The 19804-nt window shown below is 73.1% G+C and carries 21 protein-coding genes, 2 pseudogenes and 1 riboswitch; of the genes and pseudogenes, 14 read left to right on the top strand and 9 right to left on the bottom strand.

Features of this window, described 5'->3' with window-relative positions:
- Positions 1 to 18 precede the first annotated feature (18 nt).
- From BS75_RS45285 to BS75_RS52010, 9 genes and pseudogenes are all read right to left on the bottom strand, one after another.
- Positions 19 to 759 carry a PAS domain-containing protein gene (locus BS75_RS45285; protein WP_052070255.1) on the bottom strand — a complete coding sequence of 247 codons (741 nt, stop codon included), beginning with the start codon at positions 757 to 759 and terminating at the stop codon, positions 19 to 21.
- 173 nt (positions 760 to 932) lie between these two features.
- Positions 933 to 1520, bottom strand: a complete 588-nt coding sequence (locus BS75_RS38645) for a GNAT family N-acetyltransferase (protein WP_042439826.1) — start codon at positions 1518 to 1520, stop codon at positions 933 to 935.
- 37 nt (positions 1521 to 1557) lie between these two features.
- Positions 1558 to 2601 carry a transporter substrate-binding domain-containing protein gene (locus tag BS75_RS38640; protein ID WP_034091559.1) on the bottom strand — a complete coding sequence of 348 codons (1044 nt, stop codon included), beginning with the start codon at positions 2599 to 2601 and terminating at the stop codon, positions 1558 to 1560.
- A gap of 54 nt (positions 2602 to 2655) precedes the next feature.
- The gene (locus BS75_RS38635; protein WP_034091558.1) at positions 2656 to 3441 is read right to left on the bottom strand and encodes an amino acid ABC transporter ATP-binding protein; all 786 of its coding nucleotides are present in this window, start codon (positions 3439 to 3441) and stop codon (positions 2656 to 2658) included.
- Positions 3438 to 4400 carry an amino acid ABC transporter permease gene (locus BS75_RS38630; RefSeq protein ID WP_231608235.1) on the bottom strand — a complete coding sequence of 321 codons (963 nt, stop codon included), beginning with the start codon at positions 4398 to 4400 and terminating at the stop codon, positions 3438 to 3440. The genes BS75_RS38635 and BS75_RS38630 overlap by 4 nt, the downstream gene beginning before the upstream one ends.
- An 85-nt stretch (positions 4401 to 4485) precedes the next feature.
- Entirely contained in the window at positions 4486 to 5484 is a 999-nt protein-coding gene (locus BS75_RS38625; RefSeq protein WP_034091557.1) for a transporter substrate-binding domain-containing protein, read from the bottom strand.
- Between the two features lie 101 nt (positions 5485 to 5585).
- Positions 5586 to 6359, bottom strand: a complete 774-nt coding sequence (locus tag BS75_RS38620; RefSeq protein WP_034091556.1) for an amino acid ABC transporter ATP-binding protein — start codon at positions 6357 to 6359, stop codon at positions 5586 to 5588.
- Positions 6356 to 7371 (bottom strand): annotated as a pseudogene (locus BS75_RS43695) (amino acid ABC transporter permease). The gene BS75_RS38620 and the pseudogene BS75_RS43695 overlap by 4 nt, the downstream one beginning before the upstream one ends.
- 188 nt (positions 7372 to 7559) lie before the next feature.
- Positions 7560 to 7637, bottom strand: a pseudogene (locus tag BS75_RS52010) (putative leader peptide); the annotation flags it as partial.
- Positions 7638 to 7728: 91 nt separating this feature from the next.
- Positions 7729 to 7839, bottom strand: a riboswitch (SAM riboswitch).
- Positions 7840 to 7942: 103 nt separating this feature from the next.
- Between BS75_RS52010 and BS75_RS52365 the strand changes: the two are divergent.
- From BS75_RS52365 to hypF, 14 genes are all read left to right on the top strand, one after another.
- On the top strand, positions 7943 to 8080 hold the full coding sequence (locus BS75_RS52365) for a putative leader peptide (RefSeq protein WP_408022577.1): 138 nt from the start codon (positions 7943 to 7945) through the stop codon (positions 8078 to 8080).
- Between the two features lie 133 nt (positions 8081 to 8213).
- Positions 8214 to 8384 carry a hypothetical protein gene (locus BS75_RS48845; protein ID WP_156164332.1) on the top strand — a complete coding sequence of 57 codons (171 nt, stop codon included), beginning with the start codon at positions 8214 to 8216 and terminating at the stop codon, positions 8382 to 8384.
- Positions 8381 to 8896, top strand: a complete 516-nt coding sequence (locus BS75_RS38610; protein ID WP_042439829.1) for a flavin reductase family protein — start codon at positions 8381 to 8383, stop codon at positions 8894 to 8896. The genes BS75_RS48845 and BS75_RS38610 overlap by 4 nt, the downstream gene beginning before the upstream one ends.
- A 207-nt stretch (positions 8897 to 9103) precedes the next feature.
- On the top strand, positions 9104 to 10174 hold the full coding sequence (locus BS75_RS38605) for an NADH-quinone oxidoreductase subunit B family protein (protein WP_034091555.1): 1071 nt from the start codon (positions 9104 to 9106) through the stop codon (positions 10172 to 10174).
- 99 nt (positions 10175 to 10273) lie between these two features.
- On the top strand, positions 10274 to 12058 hold the full coding sequence (locus tag BS75_RS38600; protein WP_034091554.1) for a nickel-dependent hydrogenase large subunit: 1785 nt from the start codon (positions 10274 to 10276) through the stop codon (positions 12056 to 12058).
- Positions 12055 to 12633 carry a hypothetical protein gene (locus tag BS75_RS38595; RefSeq protein ID WP_034091553.1) on the top strand — a complete coding sequence of 193 codons (579 nt, stop codon included), beginning with the start codon at positions 12055 to 12057 and terminating at the stop codon, positions 12631 to 12633. Before BS75_RS38600 ends, BS75_RS38595 begins: the two co-directional genes overlap by 4 nt.
- Positions 12630 to 13298: a DUF5947 family protein gene (locus BS75_RS38590; protein WP_042439830.1), complete on the top strand. Its 669-nt coding sequence runs from the start codon at positions 12630 to 12632 to the stop codon at positions 13296 to 13298. Before BS75_RS38595 ends, BS75_RS38590 begins: the two co-directional genes overlap by 4 nt.
- Entirely contained in the window at positions 13295 to 13999 is a 705-nt protein-coding gene (locus BS75_RS38585; protein WP_034091552.1) for a DUF6084 family protein, read from the top strand. Before BS75_RS38590 ends, BS75_RS38585 begins: the two co-directional genes overlap by 4 nt.
- A complete protein-coding gene (locus BS75_RS38580; protein ID WP_034091551.1) occupies positions 13996 to 15429 on the top strand; it encodes a hypothetical protein in 1434 nt (477 codons plus the stop codon). The genes BS75_RS38585 and BS75_RS38580 overlap by 4 nt, the downstream gene beginning before the upstream one ends.
- Entirely contained in the window at positions 15426 to 15965 is a 540-nt protein-coding gene (locus BS75_RS38575) for a hydrogenase maturation protease (protein ID WP_042439831.1), read from the top strand. Before BS75_RS38580 ends, BS75_RS38575 begins: the two co-directional genes overlap by 4 nt.
- A gap of 17 nt (positions 15966 to 15982) precedes the next feature.
- Positions 15983 to 16087, top strand: coding sequence for a DUF6893 family small protein (locus tag BS75_RS52360; RefSeq protein ID WP_408022576.1), 105 nt, complete (start codon positions 15983 to 15985; stop codon positions 16085 to 16087).
- Between the two features lie 132 nt (positions 16088 to 16219).
- The gene (locus tag BS75_RS38570; protein WP_034091550.1) at positions 16220 to 16612 is read left to right on the top strand and encodes a hydrogenase maturation nickel metallochaperone HypA/HybF; all 393 of its coding nucleotides are present in this window, start codon (positions 16220 to 16222) and stop codon (positions 16610 to 16612) included.
- Between the two features lie 5 nt (positions 16613 to 16617).
- Positions 16618 to 17406 (top strand): hydrogenase nickel incorporation protein HypB, encoded by a 789-nt coding sequence (gene hypB / locus BS75_RS38565; RefSeq protein WP_034091549.1) that lies wholly within the window; start codon positions 16618 to 16620, stop codon positions 17404 to 17406.
- The gene (gene hypF / locus BS75_RS38560; RefSeq protein WP_034091548.1) at positions 17403 to 19781 is read left to right on the top strand and encodes a carbamoyltransferase HypF; all 2379 of its coding nucleotides are present in this window, start codon (positions 17403 to 17405) and stop codon (positions 19779 to 19781) included. Before hypB ends, hypF begins: the two co-directional genes overlap by 4 nt.
- Positions 19782 to 19804: the final 23 nt, after the last annotated feature.

Genomic DNA, 19804 nt, shown 5'->3' with positions numbered 1-19804 from the left:
GCCACGGACGCAGCTCGGTCAGGCTGTGCCGGATCCGGCTGCCGAGCGGCGGGCCGCTGGCCCCGGCCGGCCCGGGGGCGGCCGGGGCGTCGGGCCGGGAGCCGTCGGTCCTTCGGCCGCCCGGTGGCCGACCCGGCGCAGCGGCAACTGCTCGACGGACGCGCCGGGGACCGCGGCCTCGCCGCCGAGCACCGGGTCCAGCAGGTCCACGGTGGCCAGGTCGGCGAGGTCGGGCACCAGCGCCTCGGCCAGCTCCTGGGCGGTGCGGACGATGCCGAGCGTGGTGCCGATCCGGGCGCCGGCCCGGTCCAGCAGCCGCAGCCGCTCCTGGGCGCGGTGCTGCTCGGTGATGTCGGTGATGACGGCGGCGACGCCGAGCACCCGCCCGCCCGGGTCCTGCAGCCGGAACCAGGAGATCGAGGCCACCATCTCGGCGTGGCGGTCGCTGAAGAGCCGCACATGGACGAGGAAGCCGCGGGCCGGTTCGCCGGTGGCGAGCACCTGCCTGGCCAGGCGTTCGGCGGTCAGCACGGTGGTGTCGTCGATGTCGAAGCGGCGCAGCACCTCGCCCAGCGGGCGCCCGATCGCGCCCTCCAGCGAGAAGCGCTCGTTGTGCTGCGCCGCGGAGTTGAAGCGCAGGAAGCGCAGCCGGGTGTCCAGGATGTGCAGACCGGACGGGAACTGCGAGAAGACGGCCGCGAGCACGGCCTCGTCCACATCGGTGGCGGTGGGCGGATCGGCGTCGAACGAGTGGCTCACGGAGTCCTGTCCCAACCTCTCGCCGAACGGTCGCGGTCCGGCCCGGAGCACAGACATACCGATCAAATCACCCGATACCCGAGCATCGCCACTTGTGCGCGTCCGACCGCCGGAGTGTCCGCGCGGAGGAGCCGTCCGGCCGTCGAGGTTGCTGTCGACGGCCGGACGGCTCCTCAGCCCGGCTGCCGGGGGCCGAAGTCGACCCTGGGCGTCGGCTGGAAGTCCTCGGGCCGGACCGGCTCCGTCCCGGTCAGGTGCTTGGCGAAGGGCAGCGGTCCGCCCAGCTGCTCCGGGTCGACCGCCAGGTCGAAGAGCGCGGTGTACCCGGTGACCAGGTACAGGCCCTTCGCCTCCGGCTGACGCGGACCGGTGGTGAGGTAGACCCGCCGGTACCCGGCCGCCAGCGCGGCCTGCTCCAGCTCCTGGACCACCCGGCGGGCGAGGCCGCGGCGGCGGTGCCCGCTGTGGGTCCAGATCCGCTTGAGCTCCGCCGTCTGCGGGTCGTACCGGCGGTAGGCCCCGCCGGCGACCGGCTCGCCGTCCCGCAGCAGCAGGAGCAGCAGCCCGCCCTGCTCCGGTTCGAACTCCTCGGCCGGGTAGCGCTCCAGTTCCCGGCTGCTGCCCGCGAGCGCCGGGTAGCGGGCGGTGTACTCCTGCTCCAGCTCCCGCAGCAGCGGTTGGACCAGCGGGTCGGCCAGCACCACCGCCCGCACCTCGTACCGCTCCTGCTCCTGCTCCTGCTGGGGTGTGGTGGTGGTCACCGGAATGGTCCTTCCGTGGGGTGGTCCGTGGGGGTGGTCAGGAATTGTCCAGCGGCAGGCCGGGCGGATTGACCAGCGAGCTGGCGACCGCCTCGTTGCTCAGGTTCCAGGCGTCCAGCCACTTGGCGTAGTCGCCGTTCCGGATCAGGTAGTTGATGGCGTCCGCGGTCGGCTGGGCGAGTCCGTCGCCCTTCTTGGTGGTGGCGCAGATCAGGCCCTGGAGGGTGGCTCCGGCCCCGGAGTACTTGCCCGCGCTGCGGGTCGGGTCGGGGGTGTTCGCGGTCAGCCGGACATGGTAGGACACCTCGGGGTTGGGACCGAAGTAGGCGTCGATCTTTCCCGAGTCCAGGGCCAGATAGGTGGTGTTGAGGTCGGGGAAGTACTTGATGGTCAGCGTCCTGCCCTCGCTCTTCAGCGTCGCCTGCCAGGTCTCCAGGATCTTCTCCTGGTTGGTGCCCGCGCCCACGGCCACGGTCTTCCCGGCCAGGGAGGCGGCGGTGCCGTCGAACTGCCAGCCGTTGCTCTTCAGGACCTCGAAGCCGACGTTGTCCTGCCGGTAGCAGGCGAAGTCGTACTTGGTCTTGCGCTGCTCGGTGTCGGTGATGTTGGAGAAGCCCAGCTGGGTCCGGCCGCTGTCGATGCCGACGAAGAGGTTGTCCCAGGTCGCATTGTTGAGCACCGGCTTGAGCCCGAAGACGGCCGCGACCAGCCGTCCCAGGTCGGGCTCCGAGCCGGTGAGGGTCTGCTGGTCGGAGCCGACGAAGCCGAGCGGCGGGGAGCCGGAGGGCAGCAGGCCGAGCCCGATGTCCAGCGTGCCGCCGTCGCGCACCGAGGTGGGCAGCTCGGCCCGGATCGAGGCCACCTCGGGGACGGTGAGGTTCACCTCGTTCGCGGCGCCGTTCGAGAAGGCGCCGACGGCGACGGTGGTGCTGCCGGCCGGGGCCGAGGCCCCGGAGCCCTTCCCGCTGCCGCTGGTCGCGGCGTCGGTGCTGCTGGAGCAGGCGGTCAGGCCACCGGCGAGGGCGAGCAGAGCGATGCCGACGGGAAGGATGCGGGCGCGTCTGAAGGCGGCGCTGGACATGGTTCTCCTGGGATTCGGTGAAGGGGCGTTCGTGGGCGGTCGGAAGGGGCGGGGTCAGAGGACCTTGCTGAGGAACTCCCGGGTACGCGGGTGCCGGGGGTTGTCCAGCACCTGCTCCGGGGTGCCCTGTTCGACGATGCGTCCGCCGTCCAGGAAGACCACCAGGTCGGCGATCTCGCGGGCGAAGGCGATCTCGTGGGTGACCACGATCAGCGTGGTCCCGCTGCCGGCCAGGTCCTTGATGGCGGCCAGCACGTCGCCGACCAGCTCCGGGTCCAGCGCCGAGGTCGGCTCGTCGAAGAGGATCACGCCGGGGCGCTGGGCCAGGGCCCGGGCGATGGCGACCCGCTGCTGCTGGCCGCCGGAGAGCTGGCGCGGATAGGCGTCGGCCTTGTCGGCGAGGCCGACCCGGTCGAGCAGTTCCAGCGCGAGCGCCCGGGCCTCCTCCCTGGTCGCGCTGCCGGTCGCCACCGGTGCGGCGGCGACGTTGTCGGCGGCGGTCAGGTGCGGGAACAGGTTGAAGCCTTGGAAGACGAAGCCGATGTTGCGGCGCTGGGCCAGGATCGCCCGCTCGCTCAGCTCCTTCAACCGCTCGCCCTGCCGGCGCACGCCGATCAGCTCGCCGTTCACGCTGACCTGGCCGATGTCGAGCTTCTCCAGGTGGTTGACGGCGCGCAGCAGCGTCGACTTGCCGGAGCCGGAGGGGCCGAGGACCACCGCGACCTGTCCGGGCAGGACGGTCAGGTCCACCCCGTCCAGGACCCGGTGCGCGCCGTACCACTTGTGCGCGTTGCGGACCTCCACCGCTGCGGCCGTGCTGATGGTGCTGGTGGTGCTCATCCGTTCACCGTCCCGGTTGCGGTCGCTGTTGCGGTGGCGCGCTCGCGCAGCCGGCCCAGGCCGGCCCGGAGCTTCTGCAGCGGGGTCGGCGGGAGCGTCCGCAGCGCGCCGCGCGAGTAGTGGCGCTCGACGTAGAACTGGGCGACCGAGACGATGCTGGTGAGGATCACGTACCAGACGGTCGCCACCATCAGCAGCGGGACGACGTCGCCGGGGTAGGTGCTGCCCATGCTCTGGACCTCGCCGAACAGGTCGAGCAGCGATACGTAGAAGACCAGCGAGGTGCCCTTGACCAGGCCGATCAGCTGGTTGACATAGGCCGGAACGATGGTCCGCAGCGCCTGCGGCAGCACGATCCGGCGGAACTGGTAGCCCCGGGGCAGGCCGAGGGCGGCGGCGGCCTCGTGCTGGCCCTGGTCGACCGAGAGGATCCCGGCCCGGACCACCTCGGCCGCGTAGGCGGCCTCGCTGAGGCTCAGCCCCACGGTGGCGATGACCAGGTCCGTCGCCAGCGAGGACTCGCCGAAGTGGACGAAGCCGGGGCCGAACGGAATGCCGAGGCTCAGGGTCCGGTAGAGCGCGCTGAAGTTGTAGAGGATCAGCAGCACCACGATCAGCGGGACCGAGCGGAACAGCCAGACGTAGGTCCAGCTGACGGCGCGCAGGATCGGGCTGCGCGACAGCCGGGCCAGGGCCAGCACGATCCCGCCGGCCAGGCCGAGCACCGCACTGAGGGCGGTGACCTCCAGGGTCACCACCAGACCGTTCATGATCACCGGACGGAGGAACCAGTAGCCGAAGCGGTCCCACTGGTAGAAGCGGTTGGTCGCCAGCCCGTGGACGAACTGGGCGGCCAGCACCAGCACCAGCAGGGTCGCGAGCCAGCGCCCCGGGTGCCGCAGCGGGACCACCCGCTGCGCGGAGAGCGGGCGCGGTGGCAGCGGAACCGCGTCGGACACGGGCTCGACGGTCGGCGCGGACGCCGGCCGCTCGTCGGCGGCGAGCGTGGGCAGGGGTTCGGACGGTCGGGACACACGCCCCTCCTCAGAAGGTGGTGGACGGGTTGATGACGGAACCGGTGATGCCGCTGCCGGCCACACCCCACTTGGCGAGGATCCTGGCGTAGTCGCCGTCCGCGACGAGGTGGTTGACGGCGTCGCTCAGCGCCTTGGCGATCGGCGAGCCCTTGGCGGTGACGAAGCCGACCGGGGTGCTGCTGATCTGGCCGAGGTACTTGGTGTTCGGCAGGTGCAGCGCGTCGTACTTGAGCGCCAGCGTCGGACCGAAGTAGATGTCGATCTTTCCGTTGCCGAGGCCGAGGATGATCGGCGCGGTGTCGGCGAAGTACTGGACCTTGTACGGGCTCTTGCCGGCCGCGGCGCACTTGGACGCGCCGGCGGTGAGGATCTGCTGGAAGGTCGACCCCGGGCTGGTGGCGACGTTGTAGCCGCACAGGTCGGTCAGGCTGGTGACCGAGTCCGTCTTGATCCCGGAGGCCCCCAGGAACGACTGGCCGTCGTTGAGGTAGGTGGCGAAGTCGACGACCTGCTCACGCTCCTTGGTCGCGCCGAAGTTGTCCTGGCCGACGTCGAACTTGCCGTTCTGCACCCCGGGGATGACGGTGGGGAAGGTGCCGTACTGCACGTCCCAGTCGACGCCGAGCACCCTGGCCACGGCGTTGCGCAGGTCGACGTCCAGGCCGACGGTCTGCCCGGAGGCGTCGGTGCCGGCATGCGGCAGCCCGGAGGTGCCGACCGCCTGGGTGGTGCCGAGGATGAGGCTGCCGCGGCTCCGGACCGCCTGCGGGAGCTCGGCCGCCAGCGCCGGGTCGGCCTTGACCGTCGAGACCACGTCCTGGGTCGGGATGGCGGTGGCCGTCGAGCCGCCGGACCCGGCGGACCCGGTCGACCCGGCGGCGGCCGAGGTCGCGGCGGTGCCCGAGCCGCAGGCCGTGAGCACGGTGAGCAGCGCGGCGGCCGTGGCGGCGGCGAGGGCCGGGCGCGGGAGGTGGCGGCGGACTGGACGGCTTCCGTCGGTTGTCACGGTGGTTCCTTTCGAGGGGTGACCGGGCGTCACCGGGCAAGGGGGTGGTGGGGAGATGGCGCTGTCGGCGGTGGACCGGGGTCAGACCGCCGGTCGGGCGGTCACAGGACGGCCGCCAGGAAGGCGCGGGAGCGCTCGTGCCGCGGGCGGTCCAGCACCTCGGCGGGCGGCCCGGTCTCGATGATCCGGCCGCCGTCCAGGAAGACCACGGTGTCGGCGACCTCGCGGGCGAAACCGATCTCGTGGGTCACCACGATCATGGTCATCCCGGTGTCGGCGAGGTCCTTCATCACCGCGAGCACCTCGCCGACCAGCTCCGGGTCGAGCGCGCTGGTGGGCTCGTCGAACAGCAGCAGCTCGGGTTCCATGGCGAGGGCCCGGGCGATCGCGACGCGCTGCTGCTGGCCGCCGGAGAGCTGCCGGGGGTAGTCGGAACCCCGGCCGCCCAGGCCGACCCGTTCCAGCAGCCCGAGGGCGGTGGCCGTGGCCCGCTTCCGCGGCACCCGGTGCACCGCCACCGGCGCCTCGATGATGTTCTCCACCACGGTGAGGTGCGGGAAGAGGTTGAACTGCTGGAAGACCATCCCGACCCGGGCCCGCTGCCGGGTGATCGCCCGGTGCCCCAACTCGTGCAGCCTGCCGCCCTGGTGGCGGTAGCCGATGATCTCCCCGCCGACCTCGACGAAGCCGGCGTCGGGCCGTTCCAGATGGTTGACGCTGCGCAGCAGGGTGGACTTGCCCGCTCCCGAGGGTCCGAGCAGGACCGCGACCTCGCCCCGGCGCACGTCCAGGTCGACGCCGTCCAGCACCGGTTGGGCGCCGAAGCTCTTCCGCAGCCCTCTGATCCGCACCAGCGCTGCGTCGGCGGCGCTCATGAGAGCCCCGCGAACTTGCCGTCGCCGCGCCCGAGCAGCGGGACGTTGCCCCGGAAGAGCTGCCAGAAGCCCCGGTCGGCGGTGCGTCGGCGGCCCCTGGCGAAGTGGCGCTCGACGTAGAACTGACCGATCGACAGCACCGTGGTCAGGATGATGTACCAGAGGGTGGTGACCAGCAGCAGCGGGACGATCAGGAAGTTCTGATTGTAGATCAACTGTGCCGAGTAGAGCAGGTCCTGGACCGCGATGACGCTGACGATCGAGGTGGCCTTGAGCATCCCGATCAGCAGGTTGCCGGAGGCCGGCACGACGGCCGGCATCGCCTGCGGCAGCACGATCCGCCGCAGGATCCGCGCCCTGCCGAGGCCGAGCGCCTGGGCGGCCTCGGCCTGCCCGGGGTCGACCGAGAGGATGCCACCCCGGACGATCTCCGAGGAGAAGGCCGCGACGTCCAGGCTCAGTCCCACGTATGCGGCCAGGACACCGCTGAAGAGGTGCGCCGTCCGGACCGTGGCGAACTCCGGGCCGAACGGGATGCCGAAGGACAACTGCGGGTAGAGCGAGGCGAGTTCGTACCAGAAGAGCAGCTGAACCAGAATCGGGACGGAGCGGACCAGCCAGACGAAGCCGAAGCTGAGCGAGGTCAGCACCGGGTTCCGCGACAGCCGCATCACGGCCACCCCGATCCCGAGCAGGTAGCCCGTGGCCATCACCGCGGCGGTGAGCCAGAGCGTCAGCGCGAGCCCCTGCAGGATCGAGCCGTTGAGGAAGTAGTCGCCGACCGTGCCCCACTGGAAGCGGCTGTTGGTCAGCACGGTGTGGACCAGCATCGCGAACAGCACCAGCAGCGCCAGCGCGGCGGCCCAGCGCCCGGGCGGCGCAGCGGGACCAGCCGCGCGCCCAGCAGTTGCTCGTCGGTGGGGCGGCCGGCGGATGTCACCGTGGCGGGCCGGGGCGTCGGGGGTGGTTCCGGGGCGGCGGATGTCCGCGCCGAAGTGTCGGGGCTGCTCATGGTGGTGTGCTTTCCGTCCCAGGGGTGCACGGCGCCGCGCCGAGGTGCGCCGGCGCGGCGGTGTGCGGGATGAGGGCATGGTCGACCCGGGCCGCCACGGCACGACCACGAGGTCGCGGGCCGGAGCGGGCCTGCGGGAAGGGGGGTCGGCGCCTACCGGCGCCGGAGCGATCGGCCGACCGGGAGGGTCAGCGGACCGGGGCGGTCCTCGGACACAGCGCGCTGCTCACCCGGAGCAGGTCCACATGCAGACGGGCCACCATGAGCCGGGAGAACCCGCGCGGCCGCGGGGCGCCGCCATGGACGGGGCGTCGTGCCTGCATCGCGGATCACCTCCCGGCCCTCGGGCCCCTGCGGGCCTCGCGCTTACAGGACGGAGCTGTCCTGTCGGGTCGTCACCTGGAGCACCCCACCGCGGACGAGGGTTGCTGGTCAGCCAACCAGGGCTTGTCGCTGACGCTCATAACCAGGGCTCACGCTAACGGCTCGGCGGACTTTGGGCAATGCCCGTCCCAGCAGGTGAGGGATTGTGTTCGAAGCCGGGCCGGAGTTACGGTGAGGCGAAGCCAGGGTGAGGCCGGGGCCGGGCAGCCCGCAGCCGCGAGTACGCAGCAGGAGGGGACCCGCAGTGCATCGCTCCGTCGGCAGCTACTCGCGACGCCACATCGACCTCCAGCGCAGCTCCAGCGCTCTCTGTCCGGTTGCCTGAGCCCGCGGCCCCGCTCGCCGGCCCCACCGACGCCGCTGCCGCCGCACCCCCGGCCACGGGCACCGTCCCCAGCTCTCCGCGCTCCCGCGTCCACGCGGTGCGAGCGCTTCCGCACGCCTTGAAGGAGAACGCCGTGAGCGTTGTCGTCCTCGCCGGCAACCCCGGGCGCCGGTCCCGAACCCCGGAGCCGGCCCAGCCGGTCGCCGCCGCACCGACCGGCCGTCGATCCGGACCCGCCCTCGAACTCACCGACCACGGACCGGTGTCGGTCGAGCTGGGCAGCACCGGCCGGGTGACCCGATGACCGTGCGCCAGGCGGTGTCCGAGGCGGTCCACCAGGCCCTGCACCCGACCGAGCTCCGGCGGGTCTTCGGCGCCTTCCCGACCGGCGTGACCGCGCTCGCGGCACTGGTGGACGGCGCCCCCGTGGGCATCGCCGCCAACTCGTTCACCTCGGTGTCGCTGGACCCGCCGCTGGTCTCGGTCTGCATCGCGCACACCTCCTCCACCTGGCCGGCGCTGCGCGGCAGCAGCCGACTTGGTGTCAGCGTCCTCGGCGCGCACCAGGAGCAGGCCTGCCGCGAGTTGGCGGGGCGCGGGACCGACCGGTTCGCCTCGGTGGACTGGCGCGCCACCGGCGACGGCGCCGTCCTGGTCGAGGGCGCCAGCGCCTGGCTGGACTGCAGCGTCGAGCAGCTGATCCGGGCCGGGGACCACGACATCGTCCTGCTCCGGGTGCACTGGCTGGACGCCGACGCCACCGTTCCGCCGCTGGTCTTCCACTCCGGCGGCTTCCGCCGGCTCGAAGCCGCCTGACCCGCCCGCCCCACGTCCGCTCCGCCCCCGGCGGTGGCCGCTCTCCCCGAGCGGCCGCCGCCGGGGGCTTCTGTCTGCGCCCGGCGCCTCCCCCGACGGCCGCGTCACCGGTTCGGCCCCCTTCGACGCGGCACCGGACGGCTGCGCACAGCACGCTGGTGCCTGACATGCGGGTCTTGTCCCACGCCTCCCCGAGGAGGAATCCCCATGAATGCACCGTCCCCGGTGGCGGCCGATCCCGTCGCCGAACAGGAGTCACCGATCCATATCCTGTGGATCAACGCCGGGCTGAGCTGCGACGGAGACTCGGTCTCCCTGACCGCGGCAACCCAGCCCAGCATCGAGGAGATCGCGCTCAGCGTGCTGCCCGGTCTGCCGAAGATCGCCGTGCACTGGCCGCTGATCGACTTCGAGTGCGGTCCGGTCCAGGGGGCGGACAACTTCATCGAGTGGTTCTTCAAGGGCGAGCGGGGCGAGATCGACCCCTTCGTCCTGGTCATCGAGGGCTCGATCCCCAATGAGGCGATCAAGCCCGAGGGCTACTGGTGCGGCTTCGGCGACGATCCCGAGACCGGCCAGCCGATCACCACCAGCGAGTGGATCGACCGGCTCGCGCCCAAGGCGCTGGCCGTGGTGGCGATCGGCACCTGCGCCGCCTACGGCGGCATCCACGCCATGGCCGGCAACCCGACCGGCGCCATGGGTGTGCCCGACTACCTGGGCTGGGACTGGAAGTCCAAGGCCGGGATCCCGATCGTCTGCGTTCCGGGCTGCCCGATCCAGCCGGACAACTTCTCGGAGACCCTGGTCTACCTGCTCCACCAGGCGACCGGTGCGGCTCCGATGATCCCGTTGGACGAGCACCTGCGGCCGTCCTGGCTCTTCGGCGCGACCGTCCACGAGGGCTGCGACCGGGCCGGCTACTACGAGCAGGGGCAGTTCGCGAGCACCTACGACTCCCCCAAGTGCCTGGTGAAGCTGGGCTGCTGGGGCCCGGTGGTGAAGTGCAACGTGCCCAAGCGCGGCTGGATGAACGGGATCGGCGGCTGTCCGAACGTCGGCGGCATCTGCATCGCCTGCACCATGCCCGGCTTCCCGGACAAGTTCATGCCGTTCATGGACGAGCCCCCCGGCGGCAAGGTCTCCAGCACCGCCAGCGCGGCCTACGGCTCGGTGATCCGCAAGCTGCGGGCGATCACGCTCGCGACCGTGGACAAGGAGCCCAAGTGGCGGCACCGCGGCGAGAAGCTCACCACCGGCTACCGCCCGCCCTGGTGACCGCACGCTGAGGGGGGAGCGCCGCGCGCGCTCCCCCCTTCCGCCACCCGCAGCACCTCCGACAGCACCCCGGCACCAGAGAAGGGCACGGCAGACACGATGGCACCGACGACGAAGGCAGCCCCGGACGGCAGTGGTCTGGTGGAGATGTCCTGGGATCCGATCACCCGGATCGTGGGCAGCCTCGGCATCCACACGAAGATCGACTTCAAGCAGAAGAAGGTCGCCGAGTGCTACAGCACCTCGTCGGTCTTCCGCGGCTACAGCGTCTTCATGCGCGGCAAGGACCCCCGGGACGCGCACTTCATCACCAGCAGGATCTGCGGCATCTGCGGCGACAACCACGCCACCTGCTCGGTCTACGCGCAGAACATGGCCTACGGGGTGAAGCCGCCGCACCTGGGCGAGTGGATCATCAACCTGGGCGAGTCCGCCGAGTACATGTTCGACCACAACATCTTCCAGGAGAACCTGGTCGGGGTCGACTACTGCGAGCGGATGGTGAAGGAGACCAACCCCGGCGTGCTGGAGCTGGCCGAGCGCACCCCGGCCCCGCACGCCGGCGAGCACGGCTACAGGACCATCGCCGACATCATGCGCTCGCTCAACCCGATCGAGGGCGAGTTCTACCGCGAGGCGCTCCAGGTCAGCCGGTACACCCGGGAGATGTTCTGCCTGATGGAGGGACGCCATGTGCACCCCTCCACGCTCTACCCCGGCGGGGTCGGCACCATCGCCTCGGTCCAGCTCTTCACCGACTACCTCAGTCGGCTGATGCGCTACGTGGAGTTCATGAAGCGGGTCGTCCCGCTCCACGACGACCTCTTCGACTTCTTCTACGAGGCGCTGCCCGGCTACGAGGAGGTCGGCCGCCGCCGGGTGCTGCTCGGCTGCTGGGGCGCGCTGAACGACCCGGAGTACTGCGACTTCACCTACCGCAACATGACCGACTGGGGCCGGCGGATGTTCGTCACCCCCGGCATCGTGGTCGACGGCAAGCTGGTCACCAACGACCTGACCGAGATCAACCTCGGCATCCGGATCCTGCTCGGCAGCTCCTACTACCAGGACTGGGAGGGCAAGGAGCAGTTCGTCACCCACGACCCGCTGGGCAACCCGGTCGACCCGCGCCACCCCTGGAACCAGCACACCATCCCGGACCCGCAGAAGCGCAACTTCGACGACAAGTACAGCTGGGTGATGTCCCCGCGCTGGTTCGACGGCAAGGACTACCTGGCGCTGGACACCGGCGGCGGCCCGATCGCCCGGCTGTGGTCCACCGCGCTCTCCGGGCTGGTCGACATCGGCTACGTCAAGGCCACCGGCCACAGCGTGGTGATCAACCTGCCGAGGACCATGACCAAGCCGGAGACCACCTTCGAGTGGAAGATCCCGAAGTGGAGCAACGCGCTGGAGCGCAACCGCGCCCGGACCTACTTCCAGGCCTACGCCGCCGCCGTGGCGCTGCACTTCGCCGAGAAGGGGCTGGCCGAGGTCCGCGCCGGGCGCACCCAGACCTGGGAGAAGTTCGAGGTCCCGGACGAGGGCCTGGGCGTGGGCTTCACCGAGGCCGTCCGCGGCGTGCTCTCGCACCACATGGTGATCCGCGACGGCAAGATCGCCAACTACCACCCCTACCCGCCGACCCCGTGGAACGCCAGCGTCCGCGACAGCTACGGCACCCCAGGACCCTACGAGGACGCGGTCCAGAACACGCCCATCTTCGAGGAGAACACCCCGGAGAACTTCAAGGGCATCGACATCATGCGCGCCGTCCGCAGCTTCGACCCCTGTCTGCCCTGCGGCGTCCACATGTACGTCGGCGGCGGGAAGACCGTGCAGCAGCTGCACGTGCCCACCGGGCTGAGCGGAATGGGCGGATGAGCGCCGGGGCGGCCACCGCCGCGCCGCCGGTGAGCGCGGAGGAGGCCGGACGCCGGGTCGAGGAGGTGCTGGAGCACCTCGCCGCCACCGGCGACCGCGAGGTCTGCACGGCGGCCGAGGAACTGGTGCGCACCCTGATGGACTTCTACGGCGCCGGCCTCGCCCGGATCCTGGAGCTGCTGAACCGCCCGGCGCAGCCCGCCGGGGCCGCGCCGCTGGAGCGGCTGCTCCGGGACGAGCTGGTCTCCGGGCTGCTGGTGCTGCACGACCTGCACCCCGAGGACCTGCCGACCCGGATCGGCCGGGCGCTGGACAGCCTGCCGGGCCGGCCGGTGGAGACCGTCGGCTTCGACCCGGACACCGGCACCCTGCGGGTGCGGTCCACCGATCCCGGCGGCTGCGGCTGCCCGAGCACCAATGACGCGGCCCGGCAGTCGGTCGAGCAGGCACTGGCCTGCTTCGCGACCGAGGTGTCGGCGGTCGAGCTGGAGCAGCCGGGCGGCGGCAAGGAGTCCCCGCTGCTGCAGATCCAGCTCCGCCCCGGGCTGGCGCGGGCCGTCGCGGAGGCGCCGTGAGCACCCGTCAGGCCTGGCCGCCGCGCCCGGCGGTGCGGCCGGAGGCGGCCGGTCTGCGCCGGTTCGTCGAGCCCGCGCCGCCGCAGCCGGAGCGCTGCGAGCTGTGCGGCGTCCCGCTGGCCGAGGCCGGCCACCGCCATCTGGTCGACGTCGAGAGGCGCGCCCTGAGCTGTGCCTGCACCCCCTGCGCGCTGCTGTTCGAGCAGCCCGGCGCGGCCGGCGGCCGGTTCCGCACCGTCCCCGACCGCTACCTGGTCGACGCCGACCACGGCCTGGACGACAGCGCCTGGGAGCAGCTGGGCATCCCGGTCGGGGTGGCCTTCTTCTTCCGCAACGCCGCCCTGGACCGGCTGGTCGCGCTCTACCCGAGCCCGGCCGGCGCCACCGAGAGCGAGCTCGACCCCTCGGCCTGGCAGGCCGTCCTCGACGGCACCCGGCTGGCCCGGCTGCTGGAACCGGACGTGGAGGCGCTGCTGGTGCACCGCGAGCGGCAGCACTACAGCTGCCACCTGGTGCCGATCGACATCTGCTACGAGCTGGTGGGCCGGATGCGGCTGCACTGGCAGGGCTTCGACGGCGGGGCGGAGGCGCGGGCGGCGCTGGCCGAGTTCTTCGACCGGGTCTCCCGGCGCGCCCGGCCCCTGGCGGCGGAGGTGCGGCCGTGACCGAGTTCTCCTTCGCCTGCACCGGGGTCCGCGCCGACCGCTACGCCGCCGGGCCGACGCTGGTCTTCCGGCTGCGGATCACCGCCGCCCCGGAGGTCCGGGTGCACGCCGTCGCGCTCCGCTGCCAGCTGCGGATCGAGCCGGCCCGGCGCGGCTACCGGCCGGACGAGGCCGAGGCCCTGGGCGATCTGTTCGGCGAGCGGGCGCGCTGGGGCAGCAGCATGCTGCCGGTCCAGTTCGCCCAGGTCTCGCTGGTGGTGCCGGGGTTCACCGGCACCACCGAGGTCGACCTGCCGGTGCCCTGCACCTATGACCTCGACGTCGCGCCGACCCGCTACTTCCACGCCCTGGCCGAGGGCGAGGCGCCGCTGCTGATGCTGTTCTCCGGGACGGCGTTCACCGGTCCCGGCGGGTTCCAGGTGGAGCCGGTGCCCTGGGACCGCGAGGCCTCCTTCCGGATGCCCGCCGCGGTCTGGCGGGAGATGATCGACCAGCACTTCCCCGGCTGCGGCTGGCTGCGGCTGCCGCAGTCCACCATGGACGCGCTGCTGGCCTTCCGCTCGCTGCGGGCGCTGCCCTCCTGGGAGGCGGCGGTCGCCGCGCTCCTGGAGTCGGCGGGCCCCGCCGCCGCCCCGGCCCCGGCCCCGACCGCCGCCCCGACACCGACCGCGCCACCCGCCCTGGAGAGGACGGCCCCGTGACCGCGCCCCCGCTCGCCCCCGACCTCGACACCCGGTTCGCCGCCGCACGGCGGGTCGCCGACGCCGTCCTGTTCGAGGGCTACGTGCTCTACCCGTACCGGGCCTCGGCCGCCAAGAACCGGCTGCGCTGGCAGTTCGGCGTGCTGGTGCCGCCGACCTGGGGCGCCGACTGCGGCGAGCACGCCTTCCAGCGGACCGAGTGCCTGATGGAGCCCCGCACCGGCGCGGTGCTCCAGGTCGAGCTGCGCTTCCTCCGCGCCCGGCGCCGCACCGTGCAGCGGGGCGGACGGCTGGGCCCGTTCGAGACCGTCGACACGCTGGAACTGGCGGACCGGGTGCTGACGCCCTGGGACGAGGGGGTCGAGGAACGGGTGCAGCTCTCCGTCCCGGTCGCCGAACTCTCCGGCGCCGGTCGTGAGCTGACGTTCGAACGGCCCGCCTCGGTGGAGACCGAGACGGTGCGGGACGAGGCCGGTCAGCCGGTCGGCCGGCTGCTGCGCCGCTGCGAGGAACTGCGCGGCGTGGTCCGGCTGACCGCGACCGACGTGCCGGGCCCGTACGCGGTCCAGCGGCTGACCGCCGTGGTGGAGAACACCACCGACTGGGCCCCGGACGGCGCGGCGGCCGACCGCGAGGCGGCGCTGCCGCGCTCGCTGGTCTCGGCCCACCTGATGCTCGGTCTCAGTGCCGGATCGTTCCTGTCGATGGCCGATCCGCCCGAGTGGGCCCGGGGCGCCGCCGCCGGCTGCGAGAACCTGCGCACCTGGCCGGTGCTGGCGGGTCAGGACGGCCGCTCCGACGTGGTCCTGTCCTCGCCGATCATCCTGGAGGACCACCCGGCCATCGCCCCGGAGAGCCCCGGCGCGCTCTACGACGCGCTGGAGATCGACGAGATCCTGGCCCTGCGCACCTCCGCCCTGACCGACCAGGAGAAGCGCGAGGCCCGGGGTACCGACGACCGGGCCGCCGCCGTGATCGACCTCGCCGACTCGATGCCGCCGGAGGTGCTGGAGCGGCTGCACGGCGCGGTCCGCGCGCTGCGCGAGATCACCGACCCCGCCCCCGAGGGCGAGCCTGCCGACCCGTTCGGTGCGGGACAGCCGTTCGGTGCGGGACAGCTGGAGACCCCGTGGTGGGATCCGGAGAGCGACCGGGGCTTCGACCCGGCGACCGACCGGATCGCGATCGACGGCCGCTCGATCGGCGCCGGCAGCCGGGTCCTGCTGCGCCCGGGCCGGCGGCGCACCGACGCCCAGGACCTCTTCCTCCACGGCCGGCACGCGGTGGTGGAGGCGGTGCTGCACGACGTGGACGGCGGCGTCCACCTGGCGGTGACGGTCGAGGGCGACCCCGGCGCCGACATCCGCCGCGAGCAGGGCCGTTTCCTCTACTTCCAGCCCGACGAGGTCGCCCCGGCGGAGGACGGATGAGCGCCCGGACCCTGGTGGCCGGGGTCGGCAACATCTTCCTCGGCGACGACGGCTTCGGGGTCGAGACGGTGCGCCGACTGGCCGCCGAACCGCTGCCCGACGGAGTCGAGGCGGTGGACATCGGCGTCCGCGGCGTCCATCTGGCCTACCAACTCCTGGACGGGTACGACACGTTCATCCTGGTCGACGCGACCGCCCGGGGCGGCGGGCCGGGGACGGTCTACCTGATCGAGCCGGAGGCGGGCGGAGCCGTGGAGAGCGGCGACGCGCTGCTCGACGGGCACCGGATGTCCCCCGACTCGGTGCTGGCACTGCTGCACACCCTGTGCGCCGGCACCGGCGGCAGCCCGCCCCGGCGGATCCTGGTCGTCGGCTGCGAACCCGCCTCCGTCGAGGAGGGGATCGGGCTGAGCGCCCCGGTCGCCGCCGCGGTGCCGGAGGCCGTCCGGCTGGTCCGGCGGCTGCTGGCGGAGGCCGGGGCGACAACCGAGGAGACCACCCGAGAGCCGACCGAGACCGCCGCAGTGAACCGCTAGCAGAAGGAGCAGTAGTCGTGAAGAAGCTCGTCATGGGCGCAGCCGCCCTCGCCGTGGCCTGTGCCGTGGCCCGGCAGATCCTCCCCGACATCCAGCGCTACCTGCGGATGCGCAGTATGTGACGCGGCGTCGGACCTCCGCGCCGAACGGGTTACCCGGGTCCGGCGCGGCGGCGTGGCAGCCTCCCGTCCCGCGCCGTCCGGCCTGTAATGCCTGTAAGGCAGGCTGGCTCGGCGGACGGCGGGAAGCGAACGATGCACGAGATGTCCATCGCCACGGCCGTTGTGGACCAGGTGGCGGAGGCGGCCCGGGCCGCCGGCGCGACCACGGTGACCAGCGTTCGGCTGCTGGTGGGCGAACTCGCCGGGGTGGTCCCCGACTCGCTCGCCTTCTGCTTCGAACTCGCCTGTGCCGGAACGGTGCTGGCCGGTGCCGAGCTGGTGCCGGTCCCGGTCCCGGGTCGGGCCCGGTGCGGTCCCTGCGCCCGCGAGTGGGCGGTGGGCATGCCGCCGGACCTCTGCTGTCCGCTCTGCGGCACCGCCGCGGACGAACTGGTCTCCGGCCGTGAGCTGCAGATCGCCGGGGTGCGCTGGCACGACGACCCGGCCCAGGCCCCCACCTGTGAACGGATTCACGAGGAGAGCTGACCCCCATGTGTCGTGTGGTCGACCTGCAGCAGGCGGTACTCGCCAAGAACGACGACTGCGCCGAGCAGTTGCGCGCCGATCTGGCGGCGCGCGGCACCGCCGTGGTCAACCTGCTCTCCAGTCCGGGCAGCGGGAAGACCGCGCTGCTGGAACTGGAGTTGGCGCTCGCCGCCCGGCGGGGCGTGCCGGTGGCGGCGCTCACCGCCGACCTGGCCACCGAGAACGACGCGGTCCGGCTGGCCCGTTCCGGCGTGCCGGTGAAGCAGGTGCTGACCGACGGGCTGTGCCATCTGGAGGCCCGGATGCTCGGTGGCCACCTGGACGGCTGGCTGCCGGCCGACACCCGGCTGCTGTTCGTGGAGAACGTCGGCAACCTGGTCTGCCCGGCCTCCTACGACCTGGGCGAGTCGCTGCGGGTGGTCCTGGCCTCGGTGACCGAGGGCGAGGACAAGCCGGTGAAGTACCCGACCGCCTTCGGCCTGGCCAACCTGGTGGTGGTGACCAAGACCGACATCGCCGGGGCCGTCGGCTTCGACGAGGCGGCCTTCCGCCGCCATGTCCAGCAGGTCAACCCGGGCGTCGAGGTGGTGCTGACCTCCGCCAGGTCCGGCGCGGGCGTCGGCGCGCTGCTGGACCGGGCGCTGGCGGCGGCCGACGGCGCGCCGGTGCACTCGCCGGTGATGGCGGGCCGACAGCCGGACCGGCACCACCACGGCGACCACGACCACACCCACTCGCACGACCACCCGGCCGCCCACACCCACGCGGACGTCGCCGCCGTCCCCGGCCGGTGACCGGCCCAGGCCCGGGCGGGCCGGTCACCGAGGCGGTCCGGCGGCGGGTCACCGTGCGCGGGGTCGTCCAGGGGGTCGGCTTCCGCCCTTTCGTCCACACCCTGGCGACCGGGCTGGGGCTGGCCGGGCACGTCACCAACACCGCCGAGGGCGTGATCGTCGAGGTCGAGGGCGCGGGACGGACGGTGGCGCTCTTCTGCGACCGGCTCGCCACCGACGCGCCGCCGCTGGCCCTGGTGGAGTCGGTCGACCACCACGAGCTGGCGCCCGACGGCGGCTCGGGCTTCGCCATCCTGGCCTCCCGCGAGGGCGGGGCCGCCGCGACCCTGGTCTCCCCGGACGTCGCCACCTGCGCCGACTGCCTGGCCGAGCTGGCCGACCCGGCCGACCGCCGGTACCGGCACCCGTTCATCACCTGCACCAACTGCGGCCCGCGCTGCACCATCGTGGTCGGGCTGCCCTACGACCGCGAGCACACCACCATGGCCCGGTTCCCGATGTGCCCGGCCTGCGCGGCCGAGTACACCGACCCGGGCGACCGGCGGTTCCACGCCCAACCGGTGGCCTGCCACGACTGCGGCCCCCGGCTGCGGCTGCTCCTGCCGCCGACGGACGACGGGCCGGCACCGCCGTCCCCGGCCGACCCGGTCGCGGCGGCACGCCAACTGCTGCGCAGCGGACGGGTGCTGGCGGTCAAGGGGCTGGGCGGCTACCACCTCGCCTGCGACGCGACCGACCCGGTGGCGGTGGCGCTGCTGCGGCGCCGGAAGAACCGCGGCGACAAGCCGTTCGCGCTGATGGCCCGGGACCTGGCGGAGATCGACCGGCTGGCCGGGACCGGTCCCGAGGAGCGGGCGCTGCTCAGCGGCCCGGTCCGGCCGATCGTCCTGCTGCGCAAGCGTGCTGACGGTTCGTCGGAGCTGCCCGGGGTCGCCCCCGGCAGTCCGGACCTGGGCTTCATGCTCCCCTACACCCCGCTGCACCACCTGCTGCTGGGGCTGCCCGGCGACCCGGAGGGCCCCCGGCTGCTCGTACTGACCAGCGGCAACCTCTCCGGCGAGCCGATCGTGACCGACGACGCGGAGGCGCTGGAGCGGCTGGCCCACCTGGCCGACGGCTGGCTCACCCACGACCGCCCGATCCATGTCCCCTGCGACGACTCCGTGGTGCGGGTCTGCGACGGGGAACTGCTGACCCTGCGCCGCTCGCGCGGCTACGCCCCGCTGCCGCTCCCGCTGCCGCTGCCGGTGCGCCCGGCCCTCGCCGTCGGCGGAGACCTGAAGAACACCTTCTGCCTCGGCGCGGGCCGCCGCGCCTGGCTCTCCGCCCACATCGGGGACATGGACGACCTGGCCACCCAGCACGCCTTCGCCCGCGCCGAGCAGCAGGTGGAGGCGGTCACCGGGGTGCGCCCCGGGCTGCTGGCCGCCGACCTCCACCCGCGCTACCGCTCCGGCCAGTGGGCCGAGCGCCACCGGGGCGGGCGTCCGCTGGTCCGGGTGCAGCACCACCACGCCCATGTCGCCTCGGCCATGGCCGAGCACGGTCTCGACGGCGGCCGCCGGGTCATCGGCGTCGCCTTCGACGGCACCGGCTTCGGCGAGGACGGTGCGGTCTGGGGCGGCGAGTTCCTGCTCGCCGACTACCAGGGGTTCCTGCGCTTCGCCCATCTGGCGTACGCGCCGCTGCCGGGCGGCGACGCCGCCGTCCGCCGTCCCTACCGGGTGGCCCTGGCCCGGCTGTGGGCGGCCGGGATCGCCTGGGATCCCCGGCTGCCCTGCGTCGCCGCCTGCGCAGCCGACGAACAGCGGCTGCTCGCGCGGCAGTTGGAGCGCAATCTGAACTGCGTGCCGACCTCCGGCATGGGGCGGCTGTTCGACGCGGTCTCCTCGCTGGCGGGCGTGTGCCACCTGGCCGGCTACGAGGCCCAGGCCGCGATCGAGCTGGAGGCCGCCGCCCTGGCGGCGCCGGCCGACGACGGCCCCGGCTACCGCTTCGCACTCCGGCCCGCCCCGGCCGACCGCCCGGACGCCCCGCCGTCGGCGGCACCGCTGACCGCCGACCCGGCGCCGGTGCTGGCGGCGGTCGGCGCCGACGTCCTCGCCGGGACGCCGGCCGCCCTGATCGCCGCCCGCTTCCACGCCGCGGTCGCCGAACTGGTGCACCGCACCTGCCTGCTGGCCCGGGAGCGGCACGGCCTCGACACGGTGGCACTGACCGGCGGGGTGTTCGCCAACACCCTGCTCTCGTCCGCCTGCGCCGCCGCGCTGCGCACGGACGGCTTCACCGTGCTGCGCCACCACCTGGTCCCGCCCAACGACGGCGGTCTGGCGCTGGGTCAGTTGGCGGTCGCCGGGCGGACCGTCCCCGAGTAGCACCCCACAGCGAGGAGAGAACC

Origin of the sequence: Streptacidiphilus albus JL83 (assembly GCF_000744705.1) — a bacterium.
In the GTDB taxonomy this organism is placed as follows: domain Bacteria; phylum Actinomycetota; class Actinomycetes; order Streptomycetales; family Streptomycetaceae; genus Streptacidiphilus; species Streptacidiphilus albus.
Note: the sequence above shows the minus strand (reverse complement) of the source record. Positions and strands in the feature narration are given on the sequence as shown.